Genomic DNA, 17,054 nt, shown 5'->3' with positions numbered 1-17,054 from the left:
GTCCCCCTGCCTCGGTGTGACGATGCCGCGCCAGGTTACGCGACGACGGCCGCGCGAGGGACGGTCCGGGACGAATGCCGCGAACCCTCGGGCTCGGCGGAGGTGCGGCGTCCGCCACGTGCGTCAGCCACGGGCGGCGACGGGAGGAATGCGTCGTTCGTGACGCGGGCGTCGTGCACCGGACGTCCGTCCCTGACGCCACCGGTCCGCGGTCGCTAACCTCGCGAGCGGGCGAGGACCACGCAACACGAGGAGCAGACATGAGCGGCTGGGGCTGGACCGTGCACGGCGACGGGCGGACGGTGCCGCCCGGTGAGGTGGTCGCCCCCGACGAGCGGCTCGCCTGGGGGCGGACCGTCGGGATCGGCATGCAGCACGTCGTGGCGATGTTCGGTGCGACGTTCCTCGTCCCGCTCCTCACGGGGTTCTCCCCGCAGACGACCCTGTTCTTCTCGGCCCTGGGCACCGCGCTGTTCCTGCTCGTGACGCGCAACCGGCTGCCCAGCTACCTGGGGTCGAGCTTCGCGTTCATCGCACCCGTCACGGCGGCCACCGCGACCGGCGGGGAGTCGGTCGCGGTCGGGGGCATCCTGGTGACGGGCCTCGCGCTGTTCGTCGTGGGCGTCGTCGCGCACCTGGCGGGCACGGGCTGGATCGACGCGCTCATGCCCCCGGTCGTGACGGGCACGATCGTCGCGCTCATCGGCTTCAACCTCGCGCCCGCCGCGTGGGGGTCCTGCGAGCCGGACGGCACGTGCTCCGGATTCCGCGCCGCACCCGTGACCGCGACCGTCACGCTGCTCGCGATCGTGCTGGTCACGGTGCTGTTCCGCGGGATCCTGGGTCGCCTGTCGATCCTCGTCGGCGTGCTCGTCGGGTACGGCGTCGCGCTGCTGCGCGGCGAGGTCGACCTGGCGGCCGTCCGTGAGGCCGCCTGGGTGGGCCTGCCGCCGTTCGTCGCGCCCTCGTTCGACCTGAGCGTCCTCGGGCTGTTCCTGCCCGTCGTGCTCGTGCTCGTCGCGGAGAACGTGGGCCACGTGAAGTCCGTCGCCGCGATGACCGACCGCGACCTCGACCCGTACGTGGGCCGCGCGCTCATGGCCGACGGCCTGGCGACCACGCTCGCCGGCACGGGCGGCGGGTCGGGCACCACGACGTACGCCGAGAACATCGGCGTCATGGCCGCCTCGCGGGTCTACTCCACGGCGGCGTACTGGGTGGCGGCCGCGACGGCGCTCGTGCTGGCGCTCTCGCCCAAGTTCGGCGCCGTCGTCGCGACCATCCCCGCAGGCGTCCTCGGCGGTGCCGCCGCCGTCCTCTACGGCATGATCGGCCTGCTCGGCGCGCGGATCTGGGTGCAGAACAAGGTCGACTTCTCGGCGCCGGTGAACCTCATGCCGGCCGCGGTCGCCCTCATCGTGGGCATCGCGAACTTCACCTGGCAGGCCGGTGAGCTGCGGTTCGAGGGCATCGCGATCGGCACGGCCGTCGCGATCGGGCTCTACCACCTCATGCGGGCCGTCGCCCGGTGGCGCGGCACCCACGAGGAGCCGGCGACGCCGGCGTCCGTCCCCGGCGGCGAGGAGCTGCCGCGCTGAGGTCGCAGGGCGGTCAGCCTTCGGCGGGCTGCTCCTGCGCGGGCTGCTCGCCGGTGGGCTGCGGCGCGGCGGGGGCCGTCATCTCCGCGAACGGGGTGCAGCCCTCCGGGCCGACGAGCGGCGCGGCCGGGTCCAGGACCACCTGCTCCTGGGGGAGGAGACCCGTGAACTCCTTGCCGACGATGAGGTCGACCAGCGCGTCGCCGCGGGCGTCGTTCTGCAGGACCGCGTCGGGGACGAAGGCCTGCAGCGTGTACGCGGCCGCGCTCCCCGACGCGCCGTAGATGATGCGCGCGGTGCCGGTGACCGGCGAGGGCGCGTTCTCGGTCACGCCGATGACGAAGCCGCGGTCCGCGAGCTGGGTGGCGGTCGTCCCGGCGAGCCCGCCGATGCCGGCACCGTTGTACACGTCGACCGTGATCTGACCCGTCGGGACGGGCAGCGCGCCCTCCGGCGGGCAGTAGGTGGCGATCGCCGCGGTGTCCACCGTGGGCTTCACGGAGAAACCGCGCTCGAGGAACGGCAGCGACAGGCTGTCGGTGTACAGGGCGGCGGACCCGAGCCCGGCGACCGCGAGGCACGCGAGCAGCACGCCGAACACGACGGCCTGCCGTTCCTGCATGTGCCTGCGGCGCAGCGCGCGTCCACGGTCCTGGTCGCTCACGACGTCCCGCCCTTCACCGGCCTGCGGCGCACCGCACTCACGTCAGCACCAGGACGCGCGCGTGCAGCATCGCCCGCTGGTGCAGTGCCGCCCGCACGGCGCGGTGCAGCCCGTCCTCGAGGTACATGATCCCCTTGAACTCGACCACGTGGGCGAACAGGTCGCCGTAGAAGGTCGAGTCGTCCGCGAGCAGCGCCTCGAGGTCGAGGGTCCGCTTGGTGGTCACGAGCTCGTCGAGCCGGACCTGGCGCGGAGGGACGTCCGACCACTGTGCGGGCGTCGTGAGCCCGTGGTCCGGGTACGGGCGCCCCTCGCCGACGGCCTTGAAGATCACGGGCCGAGTCTAGGGGGTGCCCGGCGCGCGGCCCGGACGCGCGCCGCCGCACGTCGGGAGGTCTGTACAGTCGCGCCATGCCGTCGCTGTACGCGCTCAAGCCCTGGTACACCCGACGGCTGCACCGGTTCGTCGCCGGTGCTGTGGCGCGCGGGACCTCACCCGACCTCTTCACCCTCGTGGGTGTCCTCGGAGCGGCGCTCGCAGGTGCCGCGATCGCGGTGGGCTGGTGGCCGCTGGCGCTCGTGCTGCTCGCGGTGCGCCTCGCGGGTGCCAACCTGGACGGCGCGGTCGCCCGGGCGCGCGGCGTGGCACGGCCCTGGGGCTTCGTGCTCAACGAGCTCGGCGACCGCGTGTCCGACCTGCTGATGTTCGCGGGGCTGGCCGTCCTGGCCGTGCGGACCGGCGGTGAGACCGTCGCCGGGCTGACGCCGCTGGCGTGGGTGCTGGTCGCCGCCGTCGCCGCGACGCTGCCGACGTTCGTGTCGCTCGCCGGTGCCGGGGCCGGGACGCCGCGGTTCAACGGAGGCCCGTTCGGCAAGACCGAGCGCTGCGCGTTCGCGGTGCTCGCGACCGCGCTCCCGACGCTGCTGCCCGGGGTGGCCGTCGTCGTCGTGGTCGGGTCCGTGCTGACCGCGCTGGTCCGGGCCCGGCGCGCCCACCGCGTGCTCACCTCGCCCGTCGCCGCCGCGGCTCCCGACGGCACGGCTGCGGGCCTCGCCGGGTCCGGAGCGTGAGCCTCGACCCGTCGCAGCGTCCCGGGGTGCTCGACCCCCTCGCGGCGTGGACCGGTCTGGACCGCACGGCGTACGCCCTCGACCTGCGCCTGGGCGGGTGGCACCTCGACCTCGACGGGCGTGCGGTCTTCCTGCTCGCGCTGACCGTGGGGATCCTCGCGGTCGCGGCCGTCCCCGTGCTCCTGTCGCGCAAGCCGGAGCTGCGGCGCCGGTGGACGACGTGGGCGCTGATCCTGCCCGTCATCGGCATCCCGATGTGGCTCGGCCCCGGCGCGACCGCGCTGCTCGCGGTGCTGCTCGCGCTGCAGGCGGTCCGCGAGTTCTCCCGGATGACCCGGCTGCCCCGGCCCGAGACCGCGATCCTGCTGGTCCTGGCCGTCGCTTACCCACTCGCGGCATGGCTCGACCCCGGGCTGCTCGCGCTCGTGCCGCTCGTCGCCCTGCTGTGCGCGGTGCCCGCCGTGCTGTCGGGCGACCTCGAGCGAGGCATGGAGCGCGCGACGGGCGCCGCGTTCGGGTCGATCTGGCTGTGCTGGTCGCTCGCGCACCTCGTGCTGGTCGGGTCCGACGCGTTCCTGCTGTGCTTCGCCGCCGCCGCGACCGACGTCGCGGCCTGGTGCGGCGGTCAGGGGCTCAAGCGGTTCGCGTGGGCGCGCCGGTCGCTGTCGCCGCTGAGCCCGAACAAGACGGTCGGCGGTCTGGTGGGCGCCGCCGTGGGTGGCACGATCGTGCTCCTGGTCCTCGGTGCGTTCTCGGCCGGTCTGGTGCTGGCGGTGGTGCTCGGCGGCGTGGGAGGTGACCTGGTGGAGTCGATGGTGAAGCGGCGCGCGGGCGTCAAGGACGCGGGGACGTGGCTGCCCGGCTTCGGCGGGCTGCTCGACCGCGTCGACTCCCTGCTGCTGGTCCTGCCGCTCGCCTGGGTGCTGGCGTGAGCGCGGACGACGCCCCGCGCGAGGGGCACGGCCACACGCCCGCCGAGACGTTCCGGCGGCTGCGACGTCGGGTCGGTCTGCCCCCGGGGTTCAGCGTGGGCGGTGCCGTGCGGCACTCGGTGTGGCGCAACGTGTTCCACCTCGTCGGTGGGTTCCGGGTCGTCGGCTCGGCGCCCTACGAGGCGATGGTCGTCGTCGCGAACCACCAGTCGCACGCCGACACCCCGGCGCTCATCGCGGCGTTCCCCGCGCCGTACAAGCCGGTGGTGGTCGCCGCGGGGGACTACTGGTTCGACGACCCCTGGAAGGCACGTCTCCTCAAGCTCGCGATCGGCGCCGTGCCCGTGCGGCGCCACGGCGGCGGCGGGTACGAGTCGCTCATCGAGGGCGCCACGGAGGTGCTGGGCAGCGGGTCGAGCCTGCTGGTCTTCCCCGAGGGCACGCGCTCCACCGACGGGCGGCTGGGCCGGTTCCGCAGCGGGGCGCTGCGCATCGCGCAGGAGTTCGACGTGCCGATCATCCCCGTGGCCGTCGTCGGCACGCGCGAGCTGCTCGCCAAGAAGGGCCGCCTGACGCCGGGGCCGGTCGAGGTGCGGGTGGGCCACCCGGTGAACCCGCACGAGCTGACGGACATGGCACCGCTCGTCGCGCAGATCGAGGGGATGCTGGCCGCCGGGCCGCCGGTCCCGTCGCGGTCACGCACCTGGCGGGTGCTGCGCAACCACATGTCGGGGCCCGCCGGCATGGCGGGGGCGTTCGGCTGGGGGTTCGCCGAGGCCGTGAGCCTGCCCGTCACCTCGGAGATGTACCTCGTGCTGGTCGCCGCCGCCCACCCGCGCCGTGTCCTGCCGGCCGCCGGGTTCCTGGCGGCCGGGTCGGTCGCTGGCATCCTGGTCACGCGCGCGCTGACGGCCCGCGGCGAGCGGCCGCCCGCGCCGCTGACCACACCGGCGATGCGCTCGCGGGCCGCGGCCGACCTCGCCGCGGCCGGCGCCCGCGGCATCTGGCGGCAGGCGCTCAACGGCGTACCGGTCAAGGTCTACGCGGCCGAGGCGGGTGCCGCCGGGGTGCCGGCCGGGCCGCTGGCCGTGCACGCGCTCGGTGCGCGCGGTGCGCGGTCGATCGTGGTCGGTGCGGTCGTCGGTGCGGCCGCGGGTGCCGCGGCCCCGGTGCTGCGGCGCTTCTACGGCCCGTACCTCGCGGCCGCAGGGGTGACGTTCGCGGTGGGACTGGGGCTCGTCGTGCGCCGCTGGAGCCGCTGAGCCTCAGGCCGAGAGGCGCGTCACGAGGAGGACGCCCGCGAGCGCCGGGCCGAGGGCGCCGACCTGGAGCGCCGTCGTGAGGAGCGCCGCATGGCGGGCGTCGCGCCGCGGGTGCTCATCGGGGGAGCAGTGCCATCGCACCGGCGACCACCAGGGCCACGCACGGGAGCGCCGCGCTCAGGCCGATCGACGCGAGCCGCGCGCGGCGCGTCGGTGCGTGGGTGCCCTGGCCGGGCGTCCTGACCGCGTCCGACGTCGCGCCGCCGAGGTGCAGGGCGAGCGCACCGGCGACGAGCAGGGCGACGCTCACCGCGACGAGCGGCCCCGACGGCGCGGTCAACGGGGCGTTCGGCACGAGCGCGGCGAGCGCGGCGAGCGCGACCGCGGTCCCGCTGCCGACGAGGGCGGCCTGCCACCACGTGCGCGCCAGGAACCACCGCAGGACCCCGGTCGGCGCGAGGCACAGGGCGACGGCGACGAGCAGCACCACGACGGAGGTGGTGACCCAGCCGCGCGAGCTGACGACGGCCTCGCCGTGCAGCCACGGCGGCACCGACCAGACGACGCCCATGACGCCGGCCGTCTGCGTGACGATCGCGGCGGCGTCCCGCAGGGGAGTGCGTCGGCGTACCGGCAGCGTGGGCGCCAGGGTGCGGGCGTAGCCCACCGGGTCGCCGAACGCGCTCGCGGCGTCCTGCCCGGCGTCGGCGCAGTGGGCGTCGACCTCGCCGAGCGCGTCGCCGATCGCGTCGCCGGTGACGTCGCGCAGCCGCAGCTCGCTGACGAAGGCGTCGCGCCAACGTGCCTCGACATGAGGGGCGAGCGCCGTGGGGTCCGTGCTCATGGGGAGGCCTCCTGGCTCGTGACGAACGTCTGGGTGAGCTGGGCGAAGCGGGACCAGCGCGCGCTCTCGTCGCGCAGGTGCTCGTGGCCGGCGGCCGTCAGCGCGTAGTACTTGCGGCCGGGCCCGCCGTCGCCGGGGCGCCACTCCTCGTCGAGGAGCCCGGCGCCGTGCAGCCGCCCGAGCAGCGGGTAGAGCGTGCCGCCCTTGATCTCGCCGAGCCCTGCGGCGGCGAGGCGCTGGGCGATGTCGTAGCCGTACGTGGGCCCGTCCACCAGGACGCGCAGGGCGCACAGCGACAGGACGCCGCGCAGCCACTCACCGGGCCAGTCGGTGCCGGTCGCGACGTCGTCGCCGGGGCCGAGGGCCGGAGGTGGGGTGCGTCGTGCCATGGCTAGACAGTAAGGCTGACTAGGTAGGCGCGCAACCCACCTGCCGGGCGGTGCGCCCGGACGGGAAAGGCGAAGGGCGCCCCGACCAGTGGTCGGGGCGCCCTTCGGTGAGCCCGTGGGCTCGGTGAGCTGTGAGGCTCAGGCGGTGGTGACGTTCGAGGCCTGCGGGCCCTTGGGGCCTGCCTGCACGTCGAACTGCACGCGCTGGTTCTCCTCGAGCGAGCGGTAGCCCTGCGTCTGGATGGCCGAGTAGTGGACGAAGACGTCCGGGCCGCCGTCCTCGGGGGCGATGAAGCCGAAGCCCTTCTCAGCGTTGAACCACTTCACGATGCCAGTGGGCACGTCATTCTCCTCATGCGGTTACTACGGACCCGACGACCGGGACCGGTGAATCACGGTGGCCGTCGTCCGCTCCGGAGAACGGGACACACACAGCACTGCGACTACGTGCAACAGCGTAGCGGCAGGTATCGGGCGTGCGCGAGGGGTTGAGCCGCACGGACCTGAACGATTCCCCCGACCGTGACCAGGGCCTGGACGGGATGCGCGCTCCGTCCACAGCTCGTTCCCCGTTCGCCCACGGAGAGCGCCCTCGCGCCGCTACGCTCCCCGCGGACCGGGCGGCACGCGCCCTCCAGGGGAGTCCAGGAGGCACCGCATGAGCACCAGGTCGCGCGCCGTCGTCGCGGTCGTCACGCTCGCCGGGTTCTACGTCGTCGCGCTGGTCGTCATCGCCGCCCTCGGTGCCGCGACGGTGCTCGCCTTCCGGTCCGGGAGCGGCCCGCTCGCGGGCAAGCTCGGGATCGTCACGGTCGTCGCGATCGCGGGCGTCGTCGTCGCGCTGTGGAAGGTCGCCCGAGCACGCCCCGCACCGCCGCAGGGTCCGGTCCTCCTGCGTGCCGACGCGCCCGAGCTGTGGGCCATGGTCGACGAGCTGGCGGTCCTGACGGCCACCCGCGCCCCCGACGAGATCCGGCTCGCGCCCGACGTCAATGCCGGCGTCATGGAGGACGCGCGCCTGCTCGGTCTCGTCGGCGGCACGCGACGCATGCTGCTCGGCGTGCCGCTGCTGCAGGGCTTGAGCGTCGCCCAGCTGCGCTCGGTGCTCGCCCACGAGATGGGCCACTACTCGCACGACGACACGCGGCTGTCGGTGGTCGTGCACCGGGGCCGCGTCGCGATCGGTGCGACCCTCGCCGAGCTGGCGGGGTCGCCGGCGGGCTGGTTGCTGCGCCAGTACGGCAAGCTCTACCTGCTCGTGTCGGCCGCCACGAGCCGCCGGCAGGAGCTGGCCGCCGACGCGATGTCGGTCGCCTCGGTGGGCCGCGCGACCGCGCAGTCAGCGCTGCGCGAGGTGCCGGTGCTCGACGCCGCGTGGGACTTCTACCTGGAGTGCTACGTGAACGTCGGGTGGGAGGTCGGCCTGGCGCCCACGTCCGACGCCTTCTTCGGGGGGTTCCCGCACCTGCTGGCCGGCCGCGCCGAGGAGCTGGCCGCCGTGCGGGACGCGCCGCGCACCGAGCAGGCCGGGCGCTGGGACAGCCACCCGCCCATCGGGGAGCGCGTGGTCGCGATGGACCGGCTGCCCGACGTCCCCCACGCGCCCGACCTGCGGCCCGCGACCGTGCTCGTCCCGCGGATCGAGGTCCTCGCGGCGCACCTGGCCGACGAGGTGCTGGCCGTCGAGGACCGTCGCCGGCTGCCCTGGCCCGAGCTGATCCCGCCCGCCGTCGCCGCCGAGCAGCAGCGCCGCGCGGACAGCGTCCACCGCGCCGCCGCGCGGCTCGCCGGCGTCCAGCGCGCGACGCTCGGCACCGTGCTGGACCTCGTGGCCCAGGGCCGCGGCGAGCACCTGGCACGCGAGCTGGGCATCGAGCCCGGGGGCCCGACGGTCGGCCCCGCGGGCGAGCGGCTGCCCCACCCGCTGGCCGGTGCCCTCGAGCCCGTGCTGTCCTCGGCCCTCGTCAACGGCGGTGCCGCGCGCTGGCACCTCGACTGGGCGGGCCCCGCCACGTTGCGGTCCCGGGAGGGTGACCAGCCCGAGCTGACGGCCTGGGCGGACCTCGCCGCCGACCCCGCGGGCGTCGAGCAGGTGGGCGCGTGGCTCGCCGGCCTGGGCGTCGACGCGCAGGCGGTGGGCCAGGTGCACGAGCGCGCCACCGCCCACGGTGCGTCGGTGCTCGGCGGGCTCGCGAACGTCTCGGTCGACGGCACGGACCACGACGTCGTCGTCCTGGACCGCGGGCTCGTCCTGGTGCCGTGCCCCAAGAAGACGGACGGCGGCAAGGCACGTCTCATGGGCGTCGTGCAGTCGGCGCCGGTGCACCAGCTCGCCCACGTGCACCGGTTCGTGTCCTACGAGGACGTGCGGACGGCGACCGTGCGTCGGTCGTCGCCCGTGCACGCGACGGTCGAGCTGCACGACGGGTCGCGCATCGAGCTCAAGGAACGGTGGTCGGGGGAGTACCTGGCGAAGGGCTCGCAGGAGATCCTCGTCGGGCACCTGCGCTCGCTCACGGCCGTCGAGCCGGGGGCCTGAACGGCCGGAGCCCGAGCGCCGGGGGCCCGGGCGGGCGGGTCCCCGGCGCGGCCGTTCAGCCGACGGTGGCCGTCAGGCGCAGCCGGTCCCCGAGCGTGAGGTCGTCGACGCGCACCGGCAGGGCGCGGGCCGCCGGCAGGGCCTCGCCGACCAGCGGGCCCAGGCGGTCGAGGTCGACCTCGACGACGGTCGCGCCCTCCTGCGTGTGGACCGTGGCGACGCCCGGGGGCAGCTTGACGAGCTGCCCGCGCACGGCGTCGGTGACGAACCCGCTGAGGTCCATCCGCAGCACGGGGTGCGACGCGACGATCGCGACGCTCCACGTGCGACCCGTGACGCCGCGGTCCTCGACGCGCACGTCGACCGGCCCCGCGAGCCGCGTCGCCATGCGCACGGCACCGGGCACGCCGGGCAGCTCGTGCACCTTCACCTGCGCCTGCACCAGGCGGTCACCGCCGCGGACGTCGGTCACCGCGGACGGGATGGCGTCGGCCGCGCGGGCCAGCGTGAGGGCCTCGTCGAGACCCAGGGTGAGCTCCATGGCGTCAGGCTACGGCCCGGCGCCGACGCGCGCGGTGCGGAACGCGCGGCACGTCGGGACGTCCTGCCCGGCGCGGCGCGCCGGACTGATGGACGATGGGGGCGGCGTCCCCGCGGCGCGTGCCCGCACGACACGGAGGTCCGACATGCACCTGAAGCAGAAGAAGTGGCGCGAGCTGCGACGCGGCCAGCGCGTGGTCGTCGCGACGGTCGGGGCAGCGCAGGTGGCGCTCACCGCGGCCGCGTTCCGGGACCTGGTGAAGCGGCCGGCCGAGCAGGTGAACGGCCCGAAGATCGCCTGGTGTCTCGCGCTGCTCGTCAACTGGGTCGGCCCGCTGGCGTACTTCGCGAAGGGGCGCGTCACCTCCTGAGGTCGCGTCACAGGTCGACGAGCCGCAGCCGCACGTGGACCACCTCGCCCACCGCGACGCCGGCGGCCGTGCGCACGGCCTTCTTCACCGGCAGCACGTACGTCTCCCGGCGCTTGTCGGGGAACAGGGACGTGCGCCACGTCGTCGGGCCGAGCGTCACCTCCACGCGCACGGACCCGAAGCCGCCCTGACGGCCACGGGTGAGGTCGTCGATCTCGTCCGCGACCGGGAACGGCAGCGACGCGAAGACCCACGACCCGTTCTCGACCTGCCACAGCGGGGCCTCGACCTCGAACTCCGTCACGTCGGCGACGCTACCGCCGGCGTCCCACACGGTGGTGGGCCGGTCCGGTCACGCCTGTGCCCGGAGATGGCTGAGGAGGCTGGGCGCAGGAGGCGATGTTTGATAACTTATAGAACAATCGCCCACCCGAGAGGAACGTCACGTGACCGTCCACCCCGCCCCGCCCCCGTCCGCGCCGGGCAGCCCGTCGTCCGGCCCCGCACCCTCGGTGCCTGTCCCCGCCGCCCGGACGACCGCAGGTGAGGCCGGTCCGCACGAGCCGCAGGAGCAGGCCGACCCGTGGCCGCCTCGTGTGCCGTGGGCCGCGGTGGCCGTCTTCGTCGTCGTCGCGTACGCGCTGGCGTGGCTCGTCGCGCTGCCGCTGTGGCTCGGCGACGGGATCGCGTCACCGCTGACGTCGCTCGTGGGGGTCGTCATGATGTGGACGCCCGCGGTCGCCGTCGCGGTGGTCACCCTCGCCCTGCGGGTCCCCGCCCGCGACCGCCTGCGCGCGCTCGGTACCTGGCCGCTGCGCCCGGTCCGCCGGACGCTCGGGTTCGTGGGCCTGGCGGTCGTCGTGCCGGTCGTCGTCGTCGCCGCGGTCACGTTCCTCTCGGCCGCGCTCGGGCTGGTCCGGCTGGACCTCGTGACGTTCTCCGGCTTCGCGGCGCAGGTCGAGCAGACGCTGCCCGCGGGTGCCGAGCTGCCCCCGGTGGGTGTGCTGGTCGCCCTGCAGCTCGCGTCGATCCCGGTCGGGGCGCTGGTCAACAGCGTCGCGGCGCTGGGGGAGGAGGTCGGGTGGCGCGGCTGGCTCCTGCCCGCGCTGCTGCCGCTCGGCACCTGGCCCGCGCTGCTGGTCAGCGGCGTGGTCTGGGGGCTGTGGCACTCGCCGCTGATCCTGCTGGGCTACAACTTCGGGCGTACCGACGTCACCGGCGTGCTGCTCATGACCGGCGGGTGCGTCGCCTGGGGCGTCCTGCTCGGGTGGCTGCGGCTGCGCAGCGGCTCGCTGTGGCCGGCCGTCGTCGGGCACGGAGCGCTCAACGCGGCGGCCGGGCTGGTGCTGCTGCTCGCCGCCGCCGGTGAGACGACGGACATGGCGGTCGTGGGGCCGCTGGGCCTGGTGGGCTGGGCGGTGCTCGCCGTGGTCGTCGGCGTTCTGGCGGCGACCGGGCAGCTCACCCGTCGCCCGGCGCCGGTCCCGGCGTCCTGAGGGCCGCCGGAGCCGGCGTCACGACGACCTGGGTCCCGCGAGCTGCTCAGGCGAGCAGCTCGCGGGGGAGCAGGCCCCGCAGGTAGGCGGCCTGCCCGGCGTGCTGCACGCAGTCGTCGAGGATGCTGACGAGCCGCACGCCGAGCGTCACCGGCGGGTCCCACGACGTGTCGACGACCGTGGCGAGGTCGTCGTCCTCGACACGCTCGAGGTACGCGACGGTCTGCGCGGTCGTCGCGTCGAGGTAGCCCAGCAGCAGGTCCGGCGAGGCGTCGACGAGGGCGACCTCGTCGGGCGACTGCCCGTAGCCGGTGGCGTCACGGTCGAACGGGAGACCGAAGCGGTCGGCCCACCCCTCCGCGGTCCAGAGCTGCTCGACACCGGCGAGCGGTGCGACCTGGGCGTCCTGCCCGCGGGCGACGTGCCACGCGAGCCACGCGAGCGTGGTGGCCTGCGGCGTGGGGCGCCACGTGCGCGCCGCCGCGTCCGTGCCCTCCAGGGCGGCCCGGATCACCGGTCCGACCCTCCCGAACCCGTCGGTCAGCACCTGCCGCGCGCCTGTCGTCACGCGTCCGACCGTACGGCCGTGCGTGGCGGGGCGCACGGCGGAGCCCGCGCCGGTGGCCGCCGTCAGGCCGGCGGTCCGGACGCCACCGGACGGCCGCCCTCGACGGCCTCGACCACCCCGGCGACCCCCGGCGACGCCGCGATCTGCTCGGCGAGGCGCCGGGCGGCCGCGCGGTAGGCGGGGTCGTCCCGGACGGTGCGGACGGCCGCGCGCACCTGCTCGGGCGCCGGGCGGTTGCCGCGCAGCCGCACGCCGGCGCCGCTCCACCGGACCCGCGCGCCGACCTCCGCCTTGTCCTCGGTCGACCCCGCGACGACCAGCGGGACGCCGTGCGCGAGCGCCCAGTGCACGCCGCCGTACCCGCCGTTGGTGACCATGACGTCCGTGCGGGGCAGCAGCGCGGCGTACGGGACCATCGTCGCGGCGCGGACGTTGCCGGGCAGCGGCCCGAGGCGGTCCACGGGCGTGCCGCCGGTCGCCGCCACCACGAGCACGTCCTCGTCGGCGAGCGCGTCGATCGTCGGACGCAGCAGCTGGCCCACGTCGTCGTTGGCGACCGTGCCCTGCGTGACGTGCACGACCGTCCGGCCGTCGAGGTCGCCCCACCAGGGCGGCAGGAGCGCGGGGTCGACGTCGACGCTGCCCGGTCGCGGCACGCCGACCGGACCGACGAGCCGGAACGCGTCGCCCAGGCGGGGGCGCGGGTACTCGAAGCCCGGGACCGTGCACTGGATCGTCACGTCGGCGGCGCTCGTCCACCCGAACACGAAGCCGGCCGGCGGGCGCACCCCGACCCGGTGCGCGGCGCGGCGCGAGGCGACGTGCACCGAGCGCAGCGCGACGCGCTCGACGGCGGCACGCACGAGCACGTCGCGGAGCCGACCGCGCAGCCCGGGCAGCGGCGTCAGCCCGGGCCCGAACGGCGGGACGCCCGGGTGCGGGGCCGCCGACGGGAAGATCGAGACGACGACCGTGCGCGGCCGGGACGCGCGCGGGCGCGTCGCGACCGCGAACGCACCGAGGAACAGGGGCTCGAAGACGAGCGCGCCGACCGAGCCGTCGACGAGGGCGTCGAGCGCCGCGACCTGCGCCTCGAAGCGCCCGATGAACATGTGCGTGAGGTCCCAGCGCAGCAGGCCGATCCCGGTGCGCCCGGCACGGTCCGGCTCGTCGACGTCGAGCGTGCGCTCGTCGAACCCGGCGTCGGCGGGCAGGGGGACGAGCTCGGCGCCGGTCGCCTCCACCTCGTCGCGGAACCGCTCGCCGGTGAGGAAGCGCACGCGGTGCCCCGCGCCGACCAGGCCGCGGGCGACCGGCAGGAGCGGCGCGACGTGCGCGTGCATCGGGCACGCCGCGACGACGGTCGTGGGCATGGCGGTCCTCCCCGGCGGGTGCGCTCGTGCCGTCGGGCCCTAGGCTGGGCGGCGACGCGCGGAGCATTTCACCACCCCGACGGGAGGGCAACGGTGACGGCCGACACCTCCCGCCCCTCCCGACCGGCCGGCCGCGCCGACCAGGGCGCCGCCACCCGCGAGCGGGTGCTGCGCGCGGTCGCCGACGAGGTCACGGCCGTCGGCTACGACGGCGCCACCCTGACCCGCATCGCGCGCCGGGCCGGTGTCCCGGTGGGCACCGTCAAGGCGCAGGGGCCCAAGCGTGAGCTGCTCGTGCGGGCGTTCGAGCTGGTGTTCGCGGGTGCCGAGGGGGAGCACTCCCTGGGTGACGGCGCGGCCGCGCAGGCGGGGAGCCTGCCCGACGACCCCGAGGCCCTGCTGCGGACCCTGACCGTGTTCGTCGCCGACGCGTACGCCCGGTCGGTGCGCCTGTGGGAGGCGTTCCTCGTCGCCGCCGGCACCGACGCCGAGGTGCGCGACGAGTACGTCGCGATGACCGCCCGCCGCCGCGCCGAGACGCGCGGCCTGCTCGCGCTCCTCACGGCGCGCGGTGTGCCGCGGCCCTTCGACATGGAGCACGTGCTCGACGTCGTCGAGCTGCTGTACTCCCACGAGTCGTGGCGACGCCTGGTCGAGGACCGCGGGTGGACCCAGGAGCGCTGGACGACCTGGACCGTGACGTCGACGCTCGCGGTGATGGGCGGGGCGCTGGCCTGAGGTCGTGCCCGTCGCGCCACCGGCGGTCACGCGCGGTGGCTCACGCCGGGCGCGTCGCCCGCCCGTCGAGCCACAGCGTGTCCGAGGCGTCGCGGTGCGACCCCGTCGTGCCGACGTGCTTGCCCGAGATCGCGGGGCCCTTGGTGAGGACGTGCACCACGGCCATGCCGTGGCCGCGGCCCAGCCCGTACTCGTCGGCGAGCCACGCGAGGATGGGGCCGGCCTTGGTGGACGCGTCGAAACCGCGCTCGCGGGCCTGCTCGAGCAGCTGGCGCGGTGTGAGTCCGGTCTTCTCCTCGACGGCGTCGAGATAGGCCTGGAAGGACATGGGGGTGCTCCCTGGGTCGGAGGTGGGTGCGACGGTAGACCGCCCGCGACGGCCGGACTCGTCGGCCCGCCGCCGATCCGTGACCGGCGGGGGACGGGTGGCCCGTTCGCCGGGTGCGCCCGGCCGTGCCGGGCGAGACTTCGCCCATGGAACGACGGCGGCTGGTGGACGGGTTGGTCGGCGCGGGTGTCGCCGTGCTGGTGATGGTGGCGGTGGTCGTCGTCGCGGCGTTCGCGCTGACCCGGCCTGCGTCGTCGAAGGAGCCTGCAGCGGGGCCGACGACGCAGGCCGACCCCGCGGGCGGAGCGCCGCCCGACGACCTTGCCGCGGGCGACCTGTGGCTGGGCGGGCTCACGCTCGACGCGGACACCCTGGCGACGCCCGACGGCACGCTGCACGACGTCGAGGTGACGGGCGAGGACGTGCGGACGGGGGCGTCCGGCCTGGTCGCGGGCGCGCTCACGGTCGACGCCACCGTGCCGTTCGCGCTCGTCGCCGCGCAGATCGGCCCCGACGTGCGCGTCGGACCCGTCCCGGGCAGCCCCGACGAGGCGGCGGTGCACCGCACGTTCGAGGGCCTCGGCCGCGTGCTCGACGTCGAGGCGACCGGGACGGTCACGGTGCGCGCGGGCCGTCTCGTCATCGAGCCCCGCACCATCGACATCGGCGGGCCGGGCTTCCTCGCCGACCTGTTCGGGGCGCTCGCGCGCGAGCTCGTGACGATCGAGCAGGAGATCGAGGGCATGCCGGACGGGCTCGTCCTGCGGGACGTCACCGTGCAGGGTGACGGGTTCCGCGCGGCGCTGCGGGGGACCGACGTGCGCATCGAGCCGTGACGGCCCTCGCCCCCACGGGACCGCCACCGACGTACGAGGGGCGCGCCTTCCTCGGCTAGACTCCTACCCGCAGTACGCCCGCTCACGGGCGCGCGGCACCAGGAGGATTCGCCTAGTGGCCTATGGCGCACGCTTGGAAAGCGTGTTGGGGTAACACCCTCGGGGGTTCGAATCCCCCATCCTCCGCCGTGCGACGTCGCCGGACGTCGGCCCAGGCCGGACCCTCAGGGGTCCGGCCTGGTGCGTTAACGGGTGCTGTTCAGAGGCGTCGGGCTCGTAGCTCGTCGACCGCCGTGCCGGGGGTGAGCTCCAGCGGTTCGGCAGCCCAGTCGGTGACCACTGCGAGGGCACCGTCCAGAACCGGGCGGCATCGTGCGAGCCACGCGAGGACCTCGGCGACGAGGTCGTCGTCTCCCTCGATCCCCAACCCCTCGCCCCCGACGAGCGCGACGATGCGGACGCTCCGGCCGTCGTGGTGGAGCTCCAGCTGGCCGGTGGAGGACTGTCGCCGCTCGCCTGTCGACGCCGTGAACGCCACAGTGCCCCACTCGTGGCGTGCTCCGCGCTCCAGCTCGGCGACGTCGAACACGGGCCCTTCGAGAACTGCTACGAGAACATCAGCCATCGCGTACTCCTCGTCGCCTGCGACGCGCGTGTCGACGCCTGTCGGCGGTCCGTGGTGGGGTGGGCGCATGGTGGCGCGCACAGGTCCGTGGAGCACGCTGCCCGTGCGCCGGGTGCAGGCGCGGACGGGGGTGTCGGGGCTCGACACGGAGCGCGGCGGGGACTGGCACCTGACCGTCCCCGCAGTGCGTCAGGTGCTCGAGCAGGGCTGGGACCTGGGCCCGGTGACCGTGCTGGTGGGGGACAACGGGGCCGGCAAGTCGACGCTGGTCGAGGGCATCGCCACCGCGTTCGGCATGGCGGCCGAGGGCGGGTCGACCGGGTCGATGCACCGCACGCGGCCCACCGAGTCGGGGTTCGCGCACGACGTCCAGCTGGTGCGGGGCGCCGGTGCCCCGCGACGCGGGTTCTTCCTGCGGGCCGAGACGATGCACGGCTTCTACACGTACCTCGACGAGCACCCCGGCAACGACCCGGTGTTCCACGAGATGTCCCACGGGGAGTCGTTCCTCGAGCTCATCGGCTCGCGGATGATGCGCCCCGGCCTGTACGTGCTCGACGAGCCCGAGTCCGCGCTGTCGTTCACCGGCAGCCTCGCGCTGCTGCGCCACCTGCACGACCTCGTCCAGCACGACTCGCAGGTGATCCTCTCGACGCACTCGCCCCTGCTCGCGGCGCTGCCCGGCGCGACGGTCTACGAGGTCGGGGAGTGGGGCCTGCGCGAGTGCGCGTGGGAGGACCTGGACCTCGTCGTCGGCTGGCGCGGCTTCCTCGACGCCCCGGAGCGCTACCTGCGCCACGTCCTGACGGACTGACTCACCTGTCCGGCGTCCACGTCGCGGGACGCGGGTGCATCGAGACCGGCGTGGGTCGTCGTCCGG

The 17,054-nt window shown here is 75.4% G+C and carries 21 protein-coding genes and 1 tRNA gene; 11 read left to right on the top strand and 11 right to left on the bottom strand.

The features are described from left to right. Nucleotides 1–260 precede the first annotated feature (260 nt). Nucleotides 261–1,598, top strand: coding sequence for a uracil-xanthine permease family protein (locus KKR89_RS15875; RefSeq protein WP_208196294.1), 1,338 nt, complete (start codon nt 261–263; stop codon nt 1,596–1,598). 13 nt (nt 1,599–1,611) lie between these two features. Here the strand turns inward: KKR89_RS15875 and KKR89_RS15870 are convergent, their stop codons facing one another. Next, entirely contained in the window at nt 1,612–2,262 is a 651-nt protein-coding gene (locus KKR89_RS15870; RefSeq protein WP_208196293.1) for a LytR C-terminal domain-containing protein, read from the bottom strand. Between the two features lie 37 nt (nt 2,263–2,299). Continuing rightward, the gene (locus tag KKR89_RS15865; protein ID WP_208196292.1) at nt 2,300–2,596 is read right to left on the bottom strand and encodes a type II toxin-antitoxin system VapB family antitoxin; all 297 of its coding nucleotides are present in this window, start codon (nt 2,594–2,596) and stop codon (nt 2,300–2,302) included. Between the two features lie 77 nt (nt 2,597–2,673). On the opposite strand from KKR89_RS15865, the gene KKR89_RS15860 reads away from it, so the two are divergent. The 3 genes from KKR89_RS15860 to KKR89_RS15850 are packed head-to-tail and all read left to right on the top strand — an operon-like array spanning nt 2,674 to nt 5,527. After that, nucleotides 2,674–3,333, top strand: a complete 660-nt coding sequence (locus tag KKR89_RS15860; protein WP_208196291.1) for a CDP-alcohol phosphatidyltransferase family protein — start codon at nt 2,674–2,676, stop codon at nt 3,331–3,333. Beyond that, a complete protein-coding gene (locus tag KKR89_RS15855; protein ID WP_208196290.1) occupies nt 3,330–4,265 on the top strand; it encodes a phosphatidate cytidylyltransferase in 936 nt (311 codons plus the stop codon). The genes KKR89_RS15860 and KKR89_RS15855 overlap by 4 nt, the downstream gene beginning before the upstream one ends. Further along, nucleotides 4,262–5,527, top strand: coding sequence for a lysophospholipid acyltransferase family protein (locus tag KKR89_RS15850; RefSeq protein WP_251140922.1), 1,266 nt, complete (start codon nt 4,262–4,264; stop codon nt 5,525–5,527). Before KKR89_RS15855 ends, KKR89_RS15850 begins: the two co-directional genes overlap by 4 nt. Nucleotides 5,528–5,642: 115 nt before the next feature. Here the strand turns inward: KKR89_RS15850 and KKR89_RS15845 are convergent, their stop codons facing one another. The 3 genes from KKR89_RS15845 to KKR89_RS15835 form a co-directional block, all read right to left on the bottom strand. Next, nucleotides 5,643–6,371 carry a hypothetical protein gene (locus KKR89_RS15845; RefSeq protein ID WP_208196289.1) on the bottom strand — a complete coding sequence of 243 codons (729 nt, stop codon included), beginning with the start codon at nt 6,369–6,371 and terminating at the stop codon, nt 5,643–5,645. Then, nucleotides 6,368–6,760 (bottom strand): PadR family transcriptional regulator, encoded by a 393-nt coding sequence (locus tag KKR89_RS15840; protein ID WP_243882646.1) that lies wholly within the window; start codon nt 6,758–6,760, stop codon nt 6,368–6,370. Before KKR89_RS15840 ends, KKR89_RS15845 begins: the two co-directional genes overlap by 4 nt. Before the next feature lie 138 nt (nt 6,761–6,898). Then, a complete protein-coding gene (locus KKR89_RS15835) occupies nt 6,899–7,102 on the bottom strand; it encodes a cold-shock protein (protein WP_208196288.1) in 204 nt (67 codons plus the stop codon). Between the two features lie 316 nt (nt 7,103–7,418). Here KKR89_RS15835 and KKR89_RS15830 point away from each other — a divergent pair, with 316 nt between their 5' ends. Continuing rightward, a complete protein-coding gene (locus tag KKR89_RS15830) occupies nt 7,419–9,299 on the top strand; it encodes a M48 family metallopeptidase (RefSeq protein ID WP_208196287.1) in 1,881 nt (626 codons plus the stop codon). A gap of 55 nt (nt 9,300–9,354) precedes the next feature. On the opposite strand, the gene KKR89_RS15825 is transcribed toward KKR89_RS15830, so the two are convergent. Beyond that, nucleotides 9,355–9,840: a hypothetical protein gene (locus KKR89_RS15825; RefSeq protein WP_208196286.1), complete on the bottom strand. Its 486-nt coding sequence runs from the start codon at nt 9,838–9,840 to the stop codon at nt 9,355–9,357. A 145-nt stretch (nt 9,841–9,985) separates the two neighbouring features. Between KKR89_RS15825 and KKR89_RS15820 the strand changes: the two genes are divergently transcribed. Next, on the top strand, nt 9,986–10,210 hold the full coding sequence (locus KKR89_RS15820; RefSeq protein ID WP_208196285.1) for a PLDc N-terminal domain-containing protein: 225 nt from the start codon (nt 9,986–9,988) through the stop codon (nt 10,208–10,210). A gap of 7 nt (nt 10,211–10,217) precedes the next feature. Here the strand turns inward: KKR89_RS15820 and KKR89_RS15815 are convergent, their stop codons facing one another. Beyond that, a complete protein-coding gene (locus tag KKR89_RS15815) occupies nt 10,218–10,514 on the bottom strand; it encodes a DUF1905 domain-containing protein (protein WP_208196284.1) in 297 nt (98 codons plus the stop codon). 142 nt (nt 10,515–10,656) lie between these two features. On the opposite strand from KKR89_RS15815, the gene KKR89_RS15810 reads away from it, so the two are divergent. Next, on the top strand, nt 10,657–11,706 hold the full coding sequence (locus KKR89_RS15810) for a CPBP family intramembrane glutamic endopeptidase (protein ID WP_251140921.1): 1,050 nt from the start codon (nt 10,657–10,659) through the stop codon (nt 11,704–11,706). 46 nt (nt 11,707–11,752) lie between these two features. Here KKR89_RS15810 and KKR89_RS15805 read toward each other — a convergent pair whose 3' ends face one another. Both KKR89_RS15805 and KKR89_RS15800 read right to left on the bottom strand, forming a co-directional pair. After that, the gene (locus KKR89_RS15805; RefSeq protein ID WP_208196283.1) at nt 11,753–12,274 is read right to left on the bottom strand and encodes a mycothiol transferase; all 522 of its coding nucleotides are present in this window, start codon (nt 12,272–12,274) and stop codon (nt 11,753–11,755) included. Between the two features lie 62 nt (nt 12,275–12,336). Further along, complete coding sequence (locus KKR89_RS15800; protein WP_208196282.1) at nt 12,337–13,647, bottom strand: glycosyltransferase; 1,311 nt, start codon at nt 13,645–13,647, stop codon at nt 12,337–12,339. Nucleotides 13,648–13,740: 93 nt separating this feature from the next. Here KKR89_RS15800 and KKR89_RS15795 point away from each other — a divergent pair, with 93 nt between their 5' ends. Continuing rightward, nucleotides 13,741–14,385: a TetR/AcrR family transcriptional regulator gene (locus KKR89_RS15795; protein ID WP_208196281.1), complete on the top strand. Its 645-nt coding sequence runs from the start codon at nt 13,741–13,743 to the stop codon at nt 14,383–14,385. A gap of 40 nt (nt 14,386–14,425) precedes the next feature. Here KKR89_RS15795 and KKR89_RS15790 read toward each other — a convergent pair whose 3' ends face one another. Beyond that, nucleotides 14,426–14,713: a DUF4287 domain-containing protein gene (locus tag KKR89_RS15790; RefSeq protein ID WP_208196280.1), complete on the bottom strand. Its 288-nt coding sequence runs from the start codon at nt 14,711–14,713 to the stop codon at nt 14,426–14,428. 146 nt (nt 14,714–14,859) lie between these two features. Here KKR89_RS15790 and KKR89_RS15785 point away from each other — a divergent pair, with 146 nt between their 5' ends. Continuing rightward, nucleotides 14,860–15,549: an LmeA family phospholipid-binding protein gene (locus KKR89_RS15785; protein WP_208196279.1), complete on the top strand. Its 690-nt coding sequence runs from the start codon at nt 14,860–14,862 to the stop codon at nt 15,547–15,549. Between the two features lie 101 nt (nt 15,550–15,650). Continuing rightward, a tRNA-Ser gene (locus KKR89_RS15780) sits at nt 15,651–15,735 on the top strand. Between the two features lie 73 nt (nt 15,736–15,808). Here the strand turns inward: KKR89_RS15780 and KKR89_RS15775 are convergent. Next, complete coding sequence (locus KKR89_RS15775; RefSeq protein ID WP_214765507.1) at nt 15,809–16,255, bottom strand: hypothetical protein; 447 nt, start codon at nt 16,253–16,255, stop codon at nt 15,809–15,811. Between KKR89_RS15775 and KKR89_RS15770 the strand changes: the two genes are divergently transcribed. Further along, a complete protein-coding gene (locus tag KKR89_RS15770; RefSeq protein WP_208196277.1) occupies nt 16,242–16,988 on the top strand; it encodes an AAA family ATPase in 747 nt (248 codons plus the stop codon). The two genes, KKR89_RS15775 and KKR89_RS15770, sit on opposite strands and share 14 nt — an antisense overlap. The last annotated feature ends 66 nt before the right edge of the window (nt 16,989–17,054 follow it).

The sequence above is a fragment of the Cellulomonas dongxiuzhuiae genome (assembly GCF_018623035.1).
GTDB classification, from domain to species: domain Bacteria; phylum Actinomycetota; class Actinomycetes; order Actinomycetales; family Cellulomonadaceae; genus Cellulomonas; species Cellulomonas dongxiuzhuiae.
Note: the sequence above shows the minus strand (reverse complement) of the source record. Positions and strands in the feature narration are given on the sequence as shown.